Annotated in this window: 17 protein-coding genes; 6 read left to right on the top strand and 11 right to left on the bottom strand. The window is 63.2% G+C overall.

Annotated features, from left to right (window positions below):
- Positions 1-41: 41 nt before the first annotated feature.
- The 6 genes from ACMNAY_RS00935 to ACMNAY_RS00960 all read left to right on the top strand — a co-directional run bounded on the left by ACMNAY_RS00935 (position 42) and on the right by ACMNAY_RS00960 (position 4,528).
- Positions 42-602: an N-acetyltransferase family protein gene (locus ACMNAY_RS00935; RefSeq protein ID WP_418718037.1), complete on the top strand. Its 561-nt coding sequence runs from the start codon at positions 42-44 to the stop codon at positions 600-602.
- Positions 599-1,288, top strand: a complete 690-nt coding sequence (vanR, locus tag ACMNAY_RS00940; protein WP_418718038.1) for a VanR-ABDEGLN family response regulator transcription factor — start codon at positions 599-601, stop codon at positions 1,286-1,288. The genes ACMNAY_RS00935 and vanR overlap by 4 nt, the downstream gene beginning before the upstream one ends.
- Entirely contained in the window at positions 1,281-2,375 is a 1,095-nt protein-coding gene (locus tag ACMNAY_RS00945; protein WP_418718039.1) for a sensor histidine kinase, read from the top strand. Before vanR ends, ACMNAY_RS00945 begins: the two co-directional genes overlap by 8 nt.
- 119 nt (positions 2,376-2,494) lie before the next feature.
- Positions 2,495-3,316, top strand: coding sequence for a M15 family metallopeptidase (locus ACMNAY_RS00950; RefSeq protein WP_394977999.1), 822 nt, complete (start codon positions 2,495-2,497; stop codon positions 3,314-3,316).
- Positions 3,317-3,395: 79 nt separating this feature from the next.
- Positions 3,396-3,953 (top strand): RNA polymerase sigma factor, encoded by a 558-nt coding sequence (locus tag ACMNAY_RS00955; protein WP_394977997.1) that lies wholly within the window; start codon positions 3,396-3,398, stop codon positions 3,951-3,953.
- Complete coding sequence (locus ACMNAY_RS00960) at positions 3,950-4,528, top strand: hypothetical protein (protein ID WP_418718040.1); 579 nt, start codon at positions 3,950-3,952, stop codon at positions 4,526-4,528. Before ACMNAY_RS00955 ends, ACMNAY_RS00960 begins: the two co-directional genes overlap by 4 nt.
- Positions 4,529-4,599: 71 nt before the next feature.
- On the opposite strand, the gene trxA is transcribed toward ACMNAY_RS00960, so the two are convergent.
- The 11 genes from trxA to ACMNAY_RS01015 all read right to left on the bottom strand — a co-directional run bounded on the left by trxA (position 4,600) and on the right by ACMNAY_RS01015 (position 16,291).
- Positions 4,600-4,911: a thioredoxin gene (trxA, locus tag ACMNAY_RS00965; RefSeq protein ID WP_394976058.1), complete on the bottom strand. Its 312-nt coding sequence runs from the start codon at positions 4,909-4,911 to the stop codon at positions 4,600-4,602.
- A 91-nt stretch (positions 4,912-5,002) separates the two neighbouring features.
- Positions 5,003-6,019 (bottom strand): hypothetical protein, encoded by a 1,017-nt coding sequence (locus tag ACMNAY_RS00970; protein WP_418718041.1) that lies wholly within the window; start codon positions 6,017-6,019, stop codon positions 5,003-5,005.
- A 99-nt stretch (positions 6,020-6,118) separates the two neighbouring features.
- Positions 6,119-7,189 carry a 3-isopropylmalate dehydrogenase gene (gene leuB, locus ACMNAY_RS00975; protein ID WP_418718042.1) on the bottom strand — a complete coding sequence of 357 codons (1,071 nt, stop codon included), beginning with the start codon at positions 7,187-7,189 and terminating at the stop codon, positions 6,119-6,121.
- Position 7,190: 1 nt separating this feature from the next.
- Positions 7,191-7,685 carry a 3-isopropylmalate dehydratase small subunit gene (leuD, locus tag ACMNAY_RS00980; RefSeq protein ID WP_394976055.1) on the bottom strand — a complete coding sequence of 165 codons (495 nt, stop codon included), beginning with the start codon at positions 7,683-7,685 and terminating at the stop codon, positions 7,191-7,193.
- Positions 7,686-8,948: a 3-isopropylmalate dehydratase large subunit gene (gene leuC / locus ACMNAY_RS00985; protein WP_418718043.1), complete on the bottom strand. Its 1,263-nt coding sequence runs from the start codon at positions 8,946-8,948 to the stop codon at positions 7,686-7,688.
- A gap of 28 nt (positions 8,949-8,976) precedes the next feature.
- Positions 8,977-10,629 carry a 2-isopropylmalate synthase gene (locus tag ACMNAY_RS00990; RefSeq protein ID WP_418718044.1) on the bottom strand — a complete coding sequence of 551 codons (1,653 nt, stop codon included), beginning with the start codon at positions 10,627-10,629 and terminating at the stop codon, positions 8,977-8,979.
- A 428-nt stretch (positions 10,630-11,057) separates the two neighbouring features.
- On the bottom strand, positions 11,058-12,359 hold the full coding sequence (locus ACMNAY_RS00995) for a hypothetical protein (protein ID WP_418718045.1): 1,302 nt from the start codon (positions 12,357-12,359) through the stop codon (positions 11,058-11,060).
- Between the two features lie 13 nt (positions 12,360-12,372).
- Positions 12,373-13,857 (bottom strand): MBOAT family O-acyltransferase, encoded by a 1,485-nt coding sequence (locus tag ACMNAY_RS01000; protein WP_418718046.1) that lies wholly within the window; start codon positions 13,855-13,857, stop codon positions 12,373-12,375.
- Between the two features lie 84 nt (positions 13,858-13,941).
- Positions 13,942-14,343 (bottom strand): DUF2304 domain-containing protein, encoded by a 402-nt coding sequence (locus tag ACMNAY_RS01005; protein ID WP_394968327.1) that lies wholly within the window; start codon positions 14,341-14,343, stop codon positions 13,942-13,944.
- On the bottom strand, positions 14,340-15,059 hold the full coding sequence (locus ACMNAY_RS01010) for a glycosyltransferase family 2 protein (RefSeq protein ID WP_394968325.1): 720 nt from the start codon (positions 15,057-15,059) through the stop codon (positions 14,340-14,342). Before ACMNAY_RS01010 ends, ACMNAY_RS01005 begins: the two co-directional genes overlap by 4 nt.
- Positions 15,056-16,291, bottom strand: coding sequence for a glycosyltransferase family 4 protein (locus ACMNAY_RS01015; RefSeq protein ID WP_418718047.1), 1,236 nt, complete (start codon positions 16,289-16,291; stop codon positions 15,056-15,058). Before ACMNAY_RS01015 ends, ACMNAY_RS01010 begins: the two co-directional genes overlap by 4 nt.

Here is a 16,291-nt window from a genome sequence, read left to right on the forward strand (position 1 = left end):
AAAAGGCCGGGGCCGAAATGTAAAAAGAGGAGGAAGACCCCATGCTTGTGGAACCCATCACCCGCACGCTGAACGGCCACACGCTCACCCTGCGCTGCGCGGCGGAAGAAGACGCGGAAATGCTTCTTGCCTATCTCAAGACCACCTGCGGCGAGACCCCCTGGCTGGCCCGCGGGCCGGAGGAAGTCACCATGACCGCGGAGGAGGAAAAAACCTTCATCTGCGGCCAGAACGAGTCTCCCGTGAACCTGATGCTGCTGGCCTTCTGGGACGGCGAGCATGCCGGCAACGCCTCGCTGATGGGCTTTTCCATGGCGCGCTACCGCCACCGGGCTCAGCTGGGAGTGGCCCTCTATCAAAAATTCACGGGGCAGGGCATCGGCACCGCCCTGCTGGAAGAACTCATCGCCATCGCCCGTCAAAAGGGTCTGGAACAGCTGGAACTGGAGGTGGCCGCCCACAACACCGGTGCAATCGCCCTTTACAAAAAGCTGGGGTTTGAGGTGTGCGGCACCCTGCCCCGGAACATGAAATTTCCCGACGGCAGCTACGAGGACGTGCTGTATATGGCAAAGCCGCTGGGGAAGGAGAATGCGGAATGAACGAGACCATCCTTGTGGTGGACGACGAAAAGGAGATCGCCGACCTGGTGGCGGTGTATCTCAAAAACGAGGGCTACCGGGTACAGCTCTGCGGCACCGCCGTCGAGGCGCTGGCCAGCCTTGAAGCGGACAAGCCGGACCTGGCCATTCTGGACGTGATGCTGCCGGACATGGACGGTTTTTCTCTCTGCCGCCGCATCCGCCAGCAGCATCTTTTCCCCATCGTGATGCTCACCGCCCGGGTGGAGGATATGGACAAGATCACCGGCCTCTCCCTCGGGGCGGACGACTACATCACCAAGCCCTTCAACCCGCTGGAACTGGTGGCCCGGGTCAAGACCCAGCTGCGGCGCTATCTGCGCTACGACGCCGCCAGCACCGGCGAGCCGGACCGGCTGGACATCCGGGGCCTGAGCATCTCCAAAGAAGGGCACAAGTGCACCCTGAACGGCAAGGAGCTGTCCCTCACTCCCACCGAATTCAATATCCTCTGGTATCTGTGCCGGCAGCAGGGCAAGGTGGTCTCCTCCGAGGAGCTGTTCAGCGCCGTGTGGGGCGAAAAGTATCTGGACAGCAGCAACACCGTGATGGCCCACATCGCCCGCCTGCGGGAAAAGCTGGGCGAACCGCCCCGCAGGCCCCGCTATGTAAAAACTGTCTGGGGGGTGGGTTATACCGTTGAATAAGAAACGAGAAAGCGGCTTTGGCCGCCAGCTCATCGCTCAGATGTTCACGGCGATGTTCTTCACCGCCGTGGCGTTTGGCGTGCTGGCTGTGGTGGCCTGGTGGGCGGGAAACAGCCGCACCTGGCAGGGCTGGGAGCCCAACTACGCCCTGTTCAGCTGGGCCAAGGATAATTTTCTGCTGGTGGCCGCCTGCGGGCTGCTGGCGGTGTGGTTTCTGGTGGGCTGGTGGTTTTTGCGCCGGGCCCTCAAAAGCACCGAAACGCTGCTGCAGGCGGCAAAACGGCTGGCCCATCCGGACGAAGAACCCATCCGTCTGCCCGCCGCGCTGAAAGCGGCGGAGGACGAACTGAACCTCGCCCGGGAGCAGGCCCTGCGCAGCGCCTACGTGGCCCGGGAGGCGGAGCAGCGCAAGAACGACCTTATCGTCTATCTGGCCCATGACCTGAAAACGCCCCTCACCAGCGTGGTGGGCTATCTGACCCTCTTGCAGGAGGAGCCGGACCTTTCCCCCGAAATGCGCGCCCGCTACACCGGCGTCGCGCTGGACAAGGCCCTGCGCCTCGAGGACCTCATCAATGAGTTCTTTGAGATCACCCGGTTCAACCTCTCGGCCATCGAGCTGGAAAAGGAGCGGGTGGACCTCAGCCGCATGCTGGAGCAGATGATGTGGGAATTTAAGCCCCTCATGGCGGACAAGGGTCTGGAATGGCAGGCTCAGCTGCCGCCGAAGGTGCTGCTGAACTGCGACCCGAACAAGATGGAGCGGGTGCTGGATAACCTCATCCGCAACGCCATCAGCTACAGCGAGCCGGGCAGCCCCCTGATTCTCAGCCTCGCGGAACAGGAGGGAAAGGTGACCATCCGGCTGGAGAACCGGGGCCGCACCATTCCCCCGGAGGCTCTTGCCCGCCTGTTCGAGCGCTTTTACCGGGCGGACTCCGCCCGTGCCACCCGCAGCGGCGGCGCGGGGGCTGGGCCTTGCCATCGCAAAGGAGATCGTCACCCGCCACGGCGGGCAGATCTCCGCCGAAAGCTTCGACAACCGGGTCATCTTCACGGTGGAAATGCCCGCGTCATAAAAATGTAAGGTTTTGAACATAAAAACTTACGTTTTCCGTCCCGAAATGGAAAAACAGCCGCCGCCCTTTCCCGGTACAATGGGGGTACCGCGAAAGGGCGGTTTTTGTATCGGGAGGGAAAGAAACAATGGAACAGCGGCGAAGGATAAAGCGGCCGCCCACGGGGCGGCATCTGCGCACCGGGAGCGCCCGCCGCCCCGGCCATCAGACCTCACAGCGCATTTTTACCCGCCGCGCCCGGCGGCGCCGTGGCCGCCGGCTGTTGGCTCTGGCGGCGTTTTTGCTGGCGCTGGCAGGGGTGTGGCGGCTGTCCGCCTGGGCCGCAGAAGGGGTGCAGGCCCTGCTGGAACCGCCCCCGGTGAGCAGCGCGCCAAACAGTACACCGACCGGCGCGCTCGCTGCTGAAAGCTGGGAGCTGACACTGGTGAACGCAGATCACCCTCTGCCCGAAGACTGGCAGGTGCAGCCGGTGGAGGTGAAGGGTGGCCAGCGGGTGGACGAACGCATCCTGCCTGCGCTGCAGCAGCTGTTCGACGCGGCCCGGGCCGAGGGGCTTTACCCGGTGGTGGCCTCCGGCTGGCGTACCACCGAGGAACAGCGGCAGATCATGGAGGATAAGATGGAAGCCTACCGGCGGGAGGGCTACCCCGAGCTTCTGGCCCGTCAGGCGGCGGCCCAGTGGGTGGCCCAGCCGGGCACCAGCGAGCACGAGCTGGGCCTGGCGGTGGACATCAACCCGGACGAGACCATGGGCACCGGGCGCGAGCTTTACGACTGGCTGCTGGAACACGCCTGGGAATACGGCTTCATCAAGCGCTACCCGGCAGACAAGGTGGACATCACCGGCATCTCCAACGAGCCCTGGCACTACCGCTATGTGGGGCAGGAAGCCGCCCGCGCCATCACCGAACAGGGCCTGTGCCTGGAAGAATATCTGGAGCAGGCATAATTTTTTTCAAAAACGTGTAGCGTCCGGCTTTAAAACCGTAGTATAACGGGTGAAAACCGAAAGGAGGCGGTGAAACATCATGGAAGACGGGCAGATCGTCGGGCTTTTCTGGGCGCGGTCGGAAGAAGCGCTGCGGGCGCTGGACGAAACCTACGGCGGGCTGTGCCGCAGCCTTGCGCTCAACATCCTGAACGACCGCCGGGACGCGGAGGAATGCGTGAACGACGCCTACCTCGGCCTCTGGCGTGCAATACCGCCGGCACGGCCCGCGCCGCTGCGGACCTATCTGTGCCGGGTGGTGCGCAATATTTCTCTGAACGCCTATTACAAAAAGCACGCGGCCCGGCGCAGTGCCGCCGGTTGCGTGGCCTTTGAGGAGCTGGAGGAATGCCTCGCCGGCGGGGACGAGGCGGTACAGACGCTGGAAACGAATGAACTGGCGCGGTCCATCGAGCGCTTTCTCGACACCTTGAGCCGGGAGGACCGGGTCATCTTTCTCCGCCGCTACTGGTTTGCGGACAGCTGCCGCGAAATCGCCGGCCGGGTGGGCCTTTCGGAAAAGAACGTCACGGTGCGCCTTGCGCGCATGCGGCAGAAGCTCAAAGAGCGTCTGGCCGGGGAAGGAGTGTTTGTATGAACGGGAAAAAACTGCTGGAAGCTGTGGGCGAAGTGAACGACAGCTATGTGGAGGAGGCAGCCGGATATCGTAAGAGCCGCAAAGCACCCCTCTGGCTACGGTGGGGAGCCGTGGCCGCCTGCCTGTGCGTTGCGGCGGTGAGCGCCGCTGTGCTGCTCCGCGGCAATGAAGGGCTGACGCCCGACCCCGCGCCGGTGGAAGTGACCAACCCCATCATCACTGTGGACACCGTGGAGGAGATGGAGGAATATCTGGATTTCCCCGTCCCTGTGCTGGACAAGGAGACCGCCGCCCTCTCAGTGCTGGTGGTGCAGGGCTACCCTGTGATGGGGCAGGTGGAATACGCCGACGGCTCCTTGTACCGCGTGCAGTACGGCAGCGAGGACGTGAGCGGCATTTACGGCGGCGAAACGGTGGAAACACGGGATATGACCGGCGTGCAGGTGGAGTGCTGCACCTTTGAGGGCAGTTCCTATGCCGTTTGGACGGACGAGGGATTTTCTTTCAGCTACACCGGTGACGTCAACGAGGTGGAGACCCTCATCGGCCTGTTTCGCCAGGCGGCAAAGGGCTGAATTTTGCGCAACAGAAAACTCCCCCGGCGGGCCCGCCGGGGGAGTTTTGTTCTGCTTTGGGATTTTGCGGCTCAGCCCAGCAGCTTTTCCACCGCGGTCTTGGGCACCAGGCCCACGCTCTTGTTCACCACCTGGCCGCTCTTGAAGACCATCAGGGTGGGAATGCTCATCACGCCGTACTGGGTGGCCAGCTCGGGGCTCTGGTCAATGTCCAGCTTGCAGACCTTCACCTCACCGGCCTTCTCGGCGGCAATTTCGTCCAGAACCGGGGCCAGCATCCGGCAGGGGCCGCACCAGGTGGCCCAGAAGTCCAGCAGCACCGGCTGGGTGCTGTGCAGCACCTCGGCCTCAAAATTCTTGGAATCCACATGCACAACGCTCATTGTCTATATCTCCTTTCGGCGGGTCTGCCGCCTCTTTGTTTACCTTACGCTCATAGCATACCCCAAACGGGGCGCGTTTACCGTGATTTTGTCACGTTGCCCTTTGGGGCAGCGCCCGGGGCTGCAGCAGGGCTTTCACTTCGTCGGTGTAATCAAGGCCGAGGATGAGGGCGGTTTCTTCGCCGGGCACCGCGCCCTTCGGGAAGAACACCTCCAGCGCCTCGCCGCGGAACACCGCCCGGCTCTCATCAAAGGCCGCCAGCAGTTCGCTGCGTTTTGGCTCATCGGTGATGCCGGCAGCGTCCAGCAGGGCGGCGGCCAATTCGTTGCCGGTGCAGGTGAACAGGTTTTCGGGCCCCAGCGCCTCCCCGGTGGCCTTGTCAAAGGCGGCGCAGAGGGGTTCTTCGGTGACCACCCGTCCGCCCAGGGGCAGCGTCACCTTGGTGACGAACCAGAGGGTGCTGTCGTTTTGGGCGCAGAGGTTCACTTCCTGCCCCAGGGTGTAAAGTTCAAAATCTTCGCCCTCTGCCTTGTATGCGGCGTGGGCCTTTTCCAGCTGGGTGGGCAGGTCGTAGAGGATGCCCTGGGCATCATAAAAGCCGAGGATATTTTCTTTGGCTTCCTCGGCCAAGCCGGGCACGCTCTCGATGGTGTCCGCGGCTTCGCTGCCCAGCCGCTCTTTCAGCAGCACCGTGCCGTCCGGGGCGCAGTACTCCCGGTCAAAGCTGGCCTGCCAGACCGACAGGGAAGTACCGTCGGCAAGGGTCAGCCCTTCCGGCTGCTGGGCCGCATCGATTTGCACGCTGCTGGCCTCCAGAGCCACAGGCTCGCCGCCGAAAAGGGAAGTGCGCCCTTTCACCGAAAGACGCAGGGCGGGCCAGTTTTCGGAATAGAGGTCGCCGGGTTCGGTGCCCTCCGGCCAGGCTACCACCGGAACGTTTTCCGCCACCTTGACGGAAAAGACCGTGCCCCCATCCCCCTGCAGGGTGAAGGTGCGGGCGGCCCCGTCGCCCGGAGCGGTGAGGGTGCCGGTGTAGGTGCGCTCGCTGCACCCGGCCAGCAGCAGGGCGGCCAGAGCGCAGACGACAAGAGCCGACAGTCTTTTCATGGCTGGTATACCTCCCGGTCGATTCTACCCACAGTATAGCACAAAGGCCCCGGCCCGTCCAGCAGGACGGGCCGGGGCAAAGCGCATTTTTAAAGGGTTTTACAGCCGGGCGGCGATGGCGTCGCCCATCTCCGAGCAGCTGGCGGGGGTGCAGCCCTCGGCCATCATGTCGGCGGTGCGCAGGCCGTCGTTCAGCGCCTTGTTCACCGCGGCCTCGATGGCGGCGGCCTCCGCGTCCATGCCGAAGCTGTACTTCAGCATCATGGCGGCGGAAAGGATGGTGCCGATGGGGTTCGCCTTGTTCTGACCGGCGATGTCCGGGGCGGAGCCGTGGATGGGCTCGTACATGCCCCGGGTGCCGTCCCCCAGGCTGGAGGAGGGAATCATGCCGATGGTGCCGGTGAGCATGCTGGCCTCGTCCGAGAGGATGTCGCCGAACATATTGCCGGTCACGATGACGTCGAACTGGCTGGGGTCCTTCACCAGCTGCATGGAGGCGTTGTCCACGAACATTTCGCCGTACTCCACCTCCGGGTACTCCTCCTTGATGCGGTGCAGCACCGCCCGCCACAGGCGGCTGGTGTCCAGGACGTTTGCCTTGTCCACGCAGGTGACCTTTTTGCGGCGCTTCATGGCGGTCTCAAAGGCGATGCGGCCGATGCGCTCGATTTCGTGCTCGGCATAGAGCATCACGTCGGTGGCCACCTTCTCGCCGTTTTCCTCCACCGTCTTGTGTTCGCCGAAGTAGATGCCGCTGATGAGCTCCCGCACTACCAAAAAGTCGATGCCCTTTTCCACGATGGAGGGCTTCAGGGGGCTGGCATCCGCCAGCTGGGGCCACAGCTTGGCCGGGCGCAGGTTCGAGTAAAGGCCCATGCCCGCCCGCAGGCGAAGCAGGCCCTTTTCCGGGCGCTGGGGCCCGGGCAGGCCCTCCCACTTGGGGCCACCCACCGCGCCCAGCAGCACGCTGTCGGCGGCAAGGCATTTGTCCAGCATGGCCTGGGGCAGCGGGTCGCCCCACTTGTCGATGGCAACGCCGCCCATGTCCACGTCGTCGTAGGTGAAGGTGTGGCCGTATTTTTCGGCGATCTTATCCAGCACCTTGATGGCTTCGTTTACGATCTCCGGGCCGATGCCGTCGCCCCGGATCACCGCGATGGTCTTGTTCATTTCACTGCGCCCCTTTCTGCCGGATGCTGTTCATCAGCCCGCCGGCGCGGATGATGTCCTGGATGAAGGCGGGGAAGGGCTGAGCCTGGAAAGTCTCGCCGGTGGTCACGTCGGTGATGACGCCGGTGTCAAAGTCCACCGCCACCTCGTCCCCCGCGTTGATGGCCTCGGCCGCCGCTTCGCACTCCAGAATGGGCAGGCCGATGTTGATGGCGTTGCGGTAGAAGATGCGGGCGAAGCTCTTGGCGATGACGCAGGCGGTGCCGCTGGTCTTGATGACCAGGGGCGCGTGCTCCCGGCTGGAGCCGCAGCCGAAGTTCCAGCCGCCCACCATGATGTCGCCGGGCTTGACCTTGTTCACAAAGTCCGGGTCGATGTCCTCCATGCAGTGACGGGCCAGCTCCGCCGCGTCCTGGCTGTTCAGATAGCGGGCGGGAATGATGACGTCGGTGTCCACATTGTCGGGGTATTTAAAAACAGTTCCCTGTGCGTTCATTTACTCCACCTCCCGAGGGTCGGTAATGTGCCCGGCCAGCGCGCTGGCGGCGGCGGTGGCGGGGCTTGCCAGATACACTTCGCTCTTCACATGGCCCATGCGGCCCACAAAGTTGCGGTTGGTGGTGGAGATGCACCGTTCGCCTTCCGCCAGAATGCCCATGTAGCCGCCGAGGCAGGGCCCGCAGGTGGGGGTGGACACGATGCACCCCGCGTCGATGAAGGCCTCCAGCCAGCCGTTCTGTAAACAGGCCTTGTACACCGCCATGGTGCCGGGGATGATGATGCCCCGCACGCCCGGCGCGATGGTCTTGCCCTTCAAAATCTCGTAGGCGGCCTCCATGTCCTCCAGGCGGCCGTTGGTGCAGCTGCCGATGACCACCTGGTTGATGGCAACGCCCTCGCTCTCCTTGGCGGTGTGGGTGTTCTCCGGCAGGTGGGGCCAGGAGACGGTGGGCTCGATGGTCGAAAGGTCGATGTGGATGGTCTTTTCGTACTCCGCGTCCGGGTCGGCCTCGTACACCGTCCACGCCCGGCGGCTGCGGCCGGTGAGGTAGGCCACGGTGACCTCGTCCACCGGGAAGATGCCGTTCTTCGCGCCCGCCTCGATGGCCATGTTGCAGATGCACAGGCGGTCGTCCATGGAGAGGGTGGCCACACCCGGGCCGGTGAACTCCATGCTCTTGTAGAGCGCACCGTCCACGCCGATCATGCCGATGATGTGCAGGATGACGTCCTTGCCGCTCACCCGGGGGCCCAGCTTGCCGGTGAGGTCAAAGCGGATGGCGGCGGGCACCTTGAACCAGGCCATGCCGGTGGCCATGCCCGCGGCCATGTCGGTGCTGCCCACGCCGGTGGAGAAAGCCCCCACCGCGCCGTAGGTGCAGGTGTGGCTGTCGGCGCCGATGATGCAGTCGCCGGCGGTCACGATGCCCTGCTCGGGCAGCAGCGCGTGCTCAATGCCCATCTTGCCCACATCGAAGAAGTTGATGATGTCGTACTTCGAGGCGAACTCCCGGCACTGTTTCGACTGCTGGGCGCTCTTGATGTCCTTGTTGGGCACGAAGTGGTCCAGTACGATGTTGATGCGGGCGTTGTCGAACACGCCGGTAAAGCCCGCCTTTTCGAACTCGTTGATGGCCACCGGGGTGGTGATGTCGTTGCCCAGCACCTGGTCCAGTCTGGCGTTGATGAGCTGGCCGGCTTTTACCTCGGGCAGTCCCGCGTGGGCGGTCAGGATTTTCTGGGTCATGGTCATTCCCATGGTCTTTCCCTCCTCTATATTGCTTGCGTCACTTGTTGTTGACGGCGCTCACCAGCGCCTTGATGCCGGCGCGGATGATGTCGGTGTCGGTGCCTGCGCCCCAGGTGGTGGAGCCGTCGCCCCAAACAAGGCCCACATAGCTGGCGGCCTGGCTGGTGGAGCCGTGCTCCAGGCTGTGTTCGGAGTAGGTGCTGATGGTGAAGTCAAGGCCGGTGGCGGCCTTGACGGCGTTGCACACCGCGTCCAGACGGCCGTTGCCCTGGGCGGAGGCTTCCCGTACCTTGCCGCCTTCCTCCAGGGTGACAACGGCGAAGATGCCGCTCTTCTGGATGAAGTGAGCCTCGGCGATGTTCAAAGGACTGGTCTTGTTGAGATAGGTCTTTTCGAAGATGTCCAGCACCTCGGCGCTGGAAAGCTCCTTGTGGGCGTGGTCGGAAACGCCCTTGACGGTGTAGCCGAAGTGCTCCCGCATCTTGGGGGGCAGGTCGTAGCCGTGGTCCTGGGCCAGCAGATAGCCGATGCCGCCCTTGCCGCTCTGGCTGTTGATGCGGATGACGTCCGCCTCGTAGCGGCGGCCGATGTCGGTGGGGTCCAGGGGGATGTAGGGCACCGTCCACTCGTGGAGGTTCTTTTCTTTGCGCCAGGTCAGACCCTTAGCGATGGCGTCCTGATGGCTGCCGGAGAAGGCGGCGAACACCAGCGCGCCGGCGTAGGGGGTTCGCTCGTAGACGTGCATCCGGGTCACCCGCTCGTAGAGCTCCACGATGGCGGGCATGTCGGAGAAGTCCAGATGGGGGTCAACGCCGTGGGTGTACATGTTCATGGCCAGGGTGATGATGTCCACGTTGCCGGTGCGCTCGCCGTTGCCGAACAGGGTGCCTTCCACCCGGTCCGCGCCTGCCAGCAGGGCCAGTTCGGTGTCGGCCACGCCGCAGCCCCGGTCGTTGTGGGGGTGCAGGCTCAGCACAACGCTGTCGCGGTATTTCAGATTGTCGCTCATGTACTCGATCTGGTTTGCGTAGATGTGGCTCATGCTCATGGCCACCGTCACCGGCAGATTGATGATCATGGGCTTATCCGGGGTGGGCTGCATGATGTCCAGCACCGCGTTGCAAACTTCCAGGGCGTACTCCGGCTCGGTGCCGGTGAAGCTCTCGGGGCTGTATTCAAAGCGGAAGTTGCCCTCGTATTCCTCGGCCAGTTTTTTCACCAGCGCCGCGCCGTCGGTGGCGATTTTTTTGATCTCGTCCTTCGACTTCTTGAACACATGCTCCCGCTGGGCCACGCTGGTGGAGTTGTAGAAGTGGATGACCGCGCTGGGCGCGCCCTTCACCGCATCGAAGGTCTTGCGGATGATGTGGTCGCGGCACTGGGTCAGCACCTGCACTGTCACGTCGGCGGGAATTCGGTTCTGCTCGATGAGGGTGCGCAGGAACTCGTATTCCGTCTCGCTGGCGGCGGGGAAGCCCACTTCGATTTCTTTAAAACCGATTTTGACCAGCAGGTCGAAGAACTCCAGCTTTTCTTCCAGGCTCATGGGCACGATCAGGCTCTGGTTGCCGTCCCGCAGGTCCACGCTGCACCAGGCAGGCGCCTTCTCGATGTGGTCCTTGTGCACCCAGCGGTATTCGCACTTGGGGGGATTGTAATAGCCCACGCTGTACTTGGTCACGTCCATCATTGCAACAGTTCCTCCTTCTGTCTGCTTTGAAGAACGAAAAAAGCCCCCGTCCCTCAAAGCATTGCTTTGAGAGACGAGGGCTTTCAGACAAATTTTTGAAAAGCACCCGCGGTACCACTCTCATTGCCGCCCGAAAAGGCGGCCTCTTGTACGGTCGGCATTTCTGCGAACCGCGCCCGTATAACGGCGGGTGCCGCCCGGGCCTACAGGGCATTTGAGCCGTTGAGTCCGGGTGCTCCGGGGCCAGTATACCCGCGCCGCGCTGCCGCCTCGCACCAACCGGCGGCTCTCTGAAAAACGCTTTGCCCGGGCTTTCTCCCCATCTGCGCATCGTTTATAATGCTACCATTTTACCTTGGGAAAGCAAGTTTGTCAAGCGGCAATTTTCAAAAAAAGCCGGGGCCCTTCGGCCCCGGCAAAACGGTGATTTAAAGCCCCGGTGTGGCGGCCTCAGCCTGGGCCAGCCATTCCTCATCCACCACAACGCAGACGGCGTCGTAGCCGATGAGGGCGTTCGCGCTGTTTTCGGTCTCGCCGTACTCCTGGAGATACAGCTGCTCGTAGGCGGTCTGGCCGCCCGCCAGCGCATCTTCGATGCCCGGGAACATCAGCCGCAGGGCCTCGGGCTTGCAGTGCAGCCCGTCAAAGAACATGCTCTCCTGCACGCCCACCCGTCCGGCGTGGTAGCTGCCGTAGACCGGGATGCCGTGCTTTGCGGCAAACTCGCGCACCCAGGGTTCCACCTCAAAGAAGCCGGTGAGCCCCTGGGGGTTGTTGTAGACGTGCAGGGCGATGAAGGGGTGGTAGGGGGTCATCAGGAACACCACGTTCACGCCCTTTGCCTGTACATGCTCAATGAAACGGCTGAACAGGCCGGTCCAGTAGGCGTCCATCTGCTCGAAGCCGTGGAGGGCGTTCAGCGTGCCCGCCTGGGCCAGCACCTCGGCCATCACCTGGTCGTAGTTCCAGCTGCGGAAGTTCACGGGGTACTGGATGCTGCCGTCCGAGCGCTTCACCGCGTAGTCCAGATTTTCGATGCTGCCGGTGACGGCCTTGAAGGGAATGTCCTGCCCTTCCTCGGTGAGCACCGCGCCGGTCTGGCGCTGCTTGAGGTAGTAGGTCACGTTGCCCTGGAAGTAAGCCGGGTCCACCAGCGCTTTCCACAGTTCCACCGTGTCCGGCTCTTCGTAGTCCGCGTTGATGCCCAGGCCCTTTTCCAGAAACTCGGCGAACAGCTCCGAGTCGGAGTTGCGGTTGATGTCCGGGTCGGCGTTGAACAGCCAGGGGTCCACTTCCAGAATGAGGTTTTGAGGCAGCTTGTCCTCCCGCTCAAAGAGGTACCAGATGCTCATAATGTCCATGGGGCCCGCGCCGCTGATGCCGGCGTTGAAGAAGCTGCCGCCGCCCACCAGATCTTCGCTGAGCTGCAGCACTCGGCTGGAGCCCAGAGCCAGCGTGTCAGGTGCCTCGGTCAGGTTCTGGGCGTACACTTCCAGCACCTGCCGCTCGTCCATCTGGTCATAGCCGGAGACGGTGCTGCCCTCCAGCAGCAGGTTCGCCACCTGGCGGGGAGCCAGCTCGCCCTGGAACAGACCGCTCACGTCCACCTTGTAGTTGAACCACACCATGAACAGCAGGATGGGCAAAAACAGGCAGAATTTGAGGCCGATCTCGGCAAAGGTCAACAGGCGCACCCCGAGAAAGCGCAGGGGAGAATTCCGTTTTTTCATGTCTGCGCCTCCCTCAATACTGCTGGTAGATGAAAGCGGACTGGCCGAAGGCTGCGAAGAAAAGGATGGCCAGTGCCAGCAGGTAGTACAGCGGCCAGCGGATGACGAACCACTGGCGGCGGATCCACTCCGCCACCGGGCCGCGCCATTCCACCAGTTCCACCAGCGCGCAGCCGCCCACAAGCACCGCAATGAGCTGCAGCGTCAGGCCGCGGTCCAGCACGCCGGCAACGAAGGCGCTCAGGCCGATGTCCCAGCCGCGGAACATGCCGGCAAACACCGTGCCCGCCGTGGCGCCGTAGAGGTCGGCGGCAAAGAACACGATGCAGAAGGTGAACAGCAGGTAGACGATGGCCCGCTGGATGAAGTCCTTGACGGGCTTTGCGCGGTAGAGGGGGTTCTTTTTGGCCAGCTTGCGCCGCTTTTTGGCGGTGGCTTTGCCCACCACCAGGAACAGGCCGTTCAGCACGCCCCAGATGACATAGCCCCAGCTGGCCCCGTGCCACAGGCCGCTGATGGGGAAGATGATGAACACGTTGAACCAGCCCTGCAGCTTGCCCCACACGCCGGGCAGGCCCCGGTTATAAAAGGCCAGAGGGGTGAAGATATAATCCCGGAACCAGTTGGTCAGGCTCATGTGCCAGCGGTTCCACAGCTCGGTGTAGCTGGTGGCCGCGAAGGGGCGGTTGAAGTTTTCGAGCAGGTCGATGCCCAGAATGCGCGCGCCGCCGATGGCGATGTCGCAGCAGCCGGAGAAATCCAGATAGATCTGATAGCTGAACAAAAGGCTGGCCGCCACCAGATAGGGCCCAGCAGCGGTGTTCGCCCCGCCGTACACGGCGCTGACGAACTGGCCGATGCCGTCCGCCAGGACCATCTTCTTGAAGTAGCCCCACAGCATGCGGAAGGCGCCGCCCGCCATGCGGGAATAGCTGAAGGGCTTGGGATTCTCCAGCTGGGGCATCAGATGCTCCGCCCGCTCGATGGGGCCGGTAAAGATGCAGGCAAAGAAGCTGACGAACAGCGCGTATTTGAAGAGGTTCAGCTGGGGCTTCGTCTTGTGCTGATAGACGTCGATGACGTAGCCCAGGCTCTGGAATGTGAAGTAGGAAAGGCCCAGCGGCGCAATGAGATCCAGCCGGGCGAAGTTTCCGCTGCCGCCGAACATACCGCCGATGTCCGCCGCCAGCTGGCCGAAGAAGTTGAAGTATTTGAAGAAGAACAGAATGCCCAGACACACCGCCAGCGCCAGCCACAAAAAGGCCCGGCGGGCCCAGACATTCCGCAGCTTGCGGCTGCCCAGCGCCACACCGGCGCACCAGGTGACCACCGTGACGCTCACAAGCAACGCCACAAGCCGGGCGTTCTCCGGCTTGTACATGTAAAAGATGTAGCTGGCGACCAGCAGCAGATAGGGTTTCAACTGCCGGGGCACACAATAGGTCAACAGGGCCGCTGCCGCAAAGAAGCCCAGAAAGATGGGGGTATTAAAATCCATCGCGCCTCACACCTCACCGCGTTTGATTCTGCCGGGGGTCCGGCTCTTCGCTTATCAGCATAGACCGGACATGTATCCGACCCGTCACCGGCTGTCGGAAGGCTTCTCCGCGCTGCCTTCGGCCTCGCGGGTCTTGAGAGCCTCTTCCAGCTGCCGCACCCGGTGCTCCAGGATGGCATTGTGCTGGGTCAGGCGCTTGATCTCTTCGGTCTGGGTGCTGGCGGTGGCCGAAAGGATGAGCAGCACCAGCAGCACAAAACCGAACAGCATGGTGAACACCATGTTGGAGACCACTTCGAAGCGAAGCAGCGCCCGCAGCATCTTGGCCACCAGCGGGAAGGCGGCGAACACCAAAAGCACGCCGCCCAGCGCGAACCACGCAAGGCTGAACCGCACGCTCAGCCGGCCGCGCTTGACGAAAAGGAAAATGAGGAACAGGAAAACAAGGTCCCCCACCGCAAGCAGGGGATAGAGCAGGTCGTTCATGCCTCGTTCCTCCTTTTGTCCTTTTTGGTGAAGCACAACCGGTAGATGACCAGCGAAAGGCTCACCTTCACCATGTAGTAGACGCTCTTGAGAGCGTTGATGCTGGATTTGCCGCCCTGGCGCTCGGCCATGACCACGGGCACTTCGCCCACCTTGTAGCCCTCGCACACCGCCCGCAGGATGGCCTCCGGCTCGGGGTAGTCCTGGGCGTAGCACTGGGCAAAACGGGCGGTGAGGGCCTTGCCGCAGGCCCGGTAGCCGCTGGTCACGTCCAGCACCTTGCAGCCGGTGAGCACATGGAGCAGGCTGCTCAAAAAGCGGATGCCCACCCGGCGCATAAAGCTGGTCTGAAAGCCTTCTTTGGTGATGAAGCGGCTGCCGATGCACATGTCCAGATGCCCGGCCAGAACCGGCGCGATGACCGCCTGCAGATAGGCGGGGTCATGCTGGCCGTCGCCGTCCATCTGCACCGTCACGTCGTAGCCGTGCTCCACCGCGTAGCGGTAGCCGCACTGCACGCCGCCGCCGATGCCCAGATTTACGGGCAGGTCCAGATAGTTGCAGCCCTCGGCTTTCAGCACCTGGACGCTTTTGTCGGTGGAGCAGTCGTTTACCACCACGTAGTCCGCCGCCGGGCAGGTCTCGCGCAGCCGGCGCACCACTTTGGCGATGTTCTCCGACTCGTTGTAGCAGGGAATGATGACCAGGATCTTCACTCTTGGTTACCTCGCAGGATAAATTTTTCCAGCCGGTCCAGAACGGCCCGGCGGCGGTAATGTGTTTCGTAATAGGCAAAGGCCTTGCGGCCCATTTCTGCCCGCTTGTCCGCCGATGCGGCGCACAGAGCCGCCATGTTGGCCGCCAACGCGTCCACGTCGGCGGCGGGGCTCACAAGGCCGCAGCCGGCCTCGGCCACCGCGGCTGCGCCCTCGCCGTTCATGCTGACAAGCAGCGGCTTTGCCGCCGCCATGTAGCTGGCAATTTTGGCGGGCACTGTCATGCCGAGGTCCGGGCTGTCCGACAGGCTGGCCACCAGCGCGTCCGCCTGGGCCGTGTAGGCGGGGATCTGCTGCGGGCGCACGCTGGGCAAAAACTCCACCGTGTCGCCGGCGTCCAGCTCTTTTGCCAGCGCCTTGAGGGAGTCGGCGCTCATGCCGTCCCCCACCAGCACGAGGCGCAATGTGTCCGCCCCCTGCCGCCGGGCTTTCACCGCCGCTTGGATGACGGTCTCAAGGCTCTGGGCGGGGCTGAAGTTGCCGGTGAACACGATGTTGAACCGCCCGGCAAAGCGGGCGGCCAGGGTTTCATCGTGAATGGGCACGGCGTAAAAATCCTCGCAGTGCTGGGGGATGACCGCCACCGCCGTTTCCGGTTTGCCCGTGCGCTCGCACAGGCGGCGGCGCAGGCTCTCGCTCATGGCGATGAGCCGGTCGCAGCGGCGGTAGTGCCAGTCGCTCACCCAGCGGGCGACGCCCCGCAGAAAGCGGTTTTTCACCGGAAGCACACTGTAGAGATTTTCCGGCCAGATGTCCAGCACATAGCTGGTCAGGGGCACTCGGTGGGTCTTGGTGTAGAGAATGGCGGGCAGGTTCATCAGTACCGGGCTGGTGTTGTAGCACAGCACCGCCGCGTAGGAGCCTTTCAGCCGCCAGAGATTGAACACGGCGCACACCGGCCAGCTGACGTAGTTGAGGAAGATGCGCGCGCCGGTGTTGCCCTTGCGGCGAATTTCTCCCGCCCGGATGATGTTCACCCCGTCGTGGGTCTCCCGCCGGGGACCGGTGTAGCGGTAGCCGCTAAACCACTCCCCCTTGGGGTAGTTGGGCAGCCCGCAGAGCACGTCCACTTCATAGCCGCGCTCAAGAAAGCCGGCGGCCAGGTCGTTGACCCGGAAGGCCTCCGGCCAGAAATGCTGGGTGACGATGAGCAGCTTTTTTGTTTCTTCCAT

It is taken from the genome of Candidatus Allofournierella merdipullorum, from assembly GCF_048426865.1.
Lineage (GTDB): Bacteria > Bacillota > Clostridia > Oscillospirales > Ruminococcaceae > Allofournierella_A > Allofournierella_A merdipullorum.

Bases quoted from the DNA above. Each gene is read 5' to 3' on its own strand.
- vanR (WP_418718038.1), top strand. From the start codon at position 599: ATGAACGAGACCATCCTTGTGGTGGACGACGAAAAGGAGATCGCCGAC.
- leuC (WP_418718043.1), bottom strand. From the start codon at position 8,948: ATGGGAATGACCATGACCCAGAAAATCCTGACCGCCCACGCGGGACTG.
- ACMNAY_RS00950 (WP_394977999.1), top strand. From the start codon at position 2,495: ATGGAACAGCGGCGAAGGATAAAGCGGCCGCCCACGGGGCGGCATCTG.
- ACMNAY_RS00995 (WP_418718045.1), bottom strand. From the start codon at position 12,359: ATGAAAAAACGGAATTCTCCCCTGCGCTTTCTCGGGGTGCGCCTGTTG.
- ACMNAY_RS00960 (WP_418718040.1), top strand. From the start codon at position 3,950: ATGAACGGGAAAAAACTGCTGGAAGCTGTGGGCGAAGTGAACGACAGC.
- ACMNAY_RS01000 (WP_418718046.1), bottom strand. From the start codon at position 13,857: ATGGATTTTAATACCCCCATCTTTCTGGGCTTCTTTGCGGCAGCGGCC.
- leuB (WP_418718042.1), bottom strand. From the start codon at position 7,189: ATGAACAAGACCATCGCGGTGATCCGGGGCGACGGCATCGGCCCGGAG.
- ACMNAY_RS01005 (WP_394968327.1), bottom strand. From the start codon at position 14,343: ATGAACGACCTGCTCTATCCCCTGCTTGCGGTGGGGGACCTTGTTTTC.
- ACMNAY_RS00955 (WP_394977997.1), top strand. From the start codon at position 3,396: ATGGAAGACGGGCAGATCGTCGGGCTTTTCTGGGCGCGGTCGGAAGAA.
- ACMNAY_RS01015 (WP_418718047.1), bottom strand. From the start codon at position 16,291: ATGGAAGAAACAAAAAAGCTGCTCATCGTCACCCAGCATTTCTGGCCG.
- ACMNAY_RS00970 (WP_418718041.1), bottom strand. From the start codon at position 6,019: ATGAAAAGACTGTCGGCTCTTGTCGTCTGCGCTCTGGCCGCCCTGCTG.
- ACMNAY_RS00990 (WP_418718044.1), bottom strand. From the start codon at position 10,629: ATGATGGACGTGACCAAGTACAGCGTGGGCTATTACAATCCCCCCAAG.
- ACMNAY_RS00935 (WP_418718037.1), top strand. From the start codon at position 42: ATGCTTGTGGAACCCATCACCCGCACGCTGAACGGCCACACGCTCACC.
- leuD (WP_394976055.1), bottom strand. From the start codon at position 7,685: ATGAACGCACAGGGAACTGTTTTTAAATACCCCGACAATGTGGACACC.
- trxA (WP_394976058.1), bottom strand. From the start codon at position 4,911: ATGAGCGTTGTGCATGTGGATTCCAAGAATTTTGAGGCCGAGGTGCTG.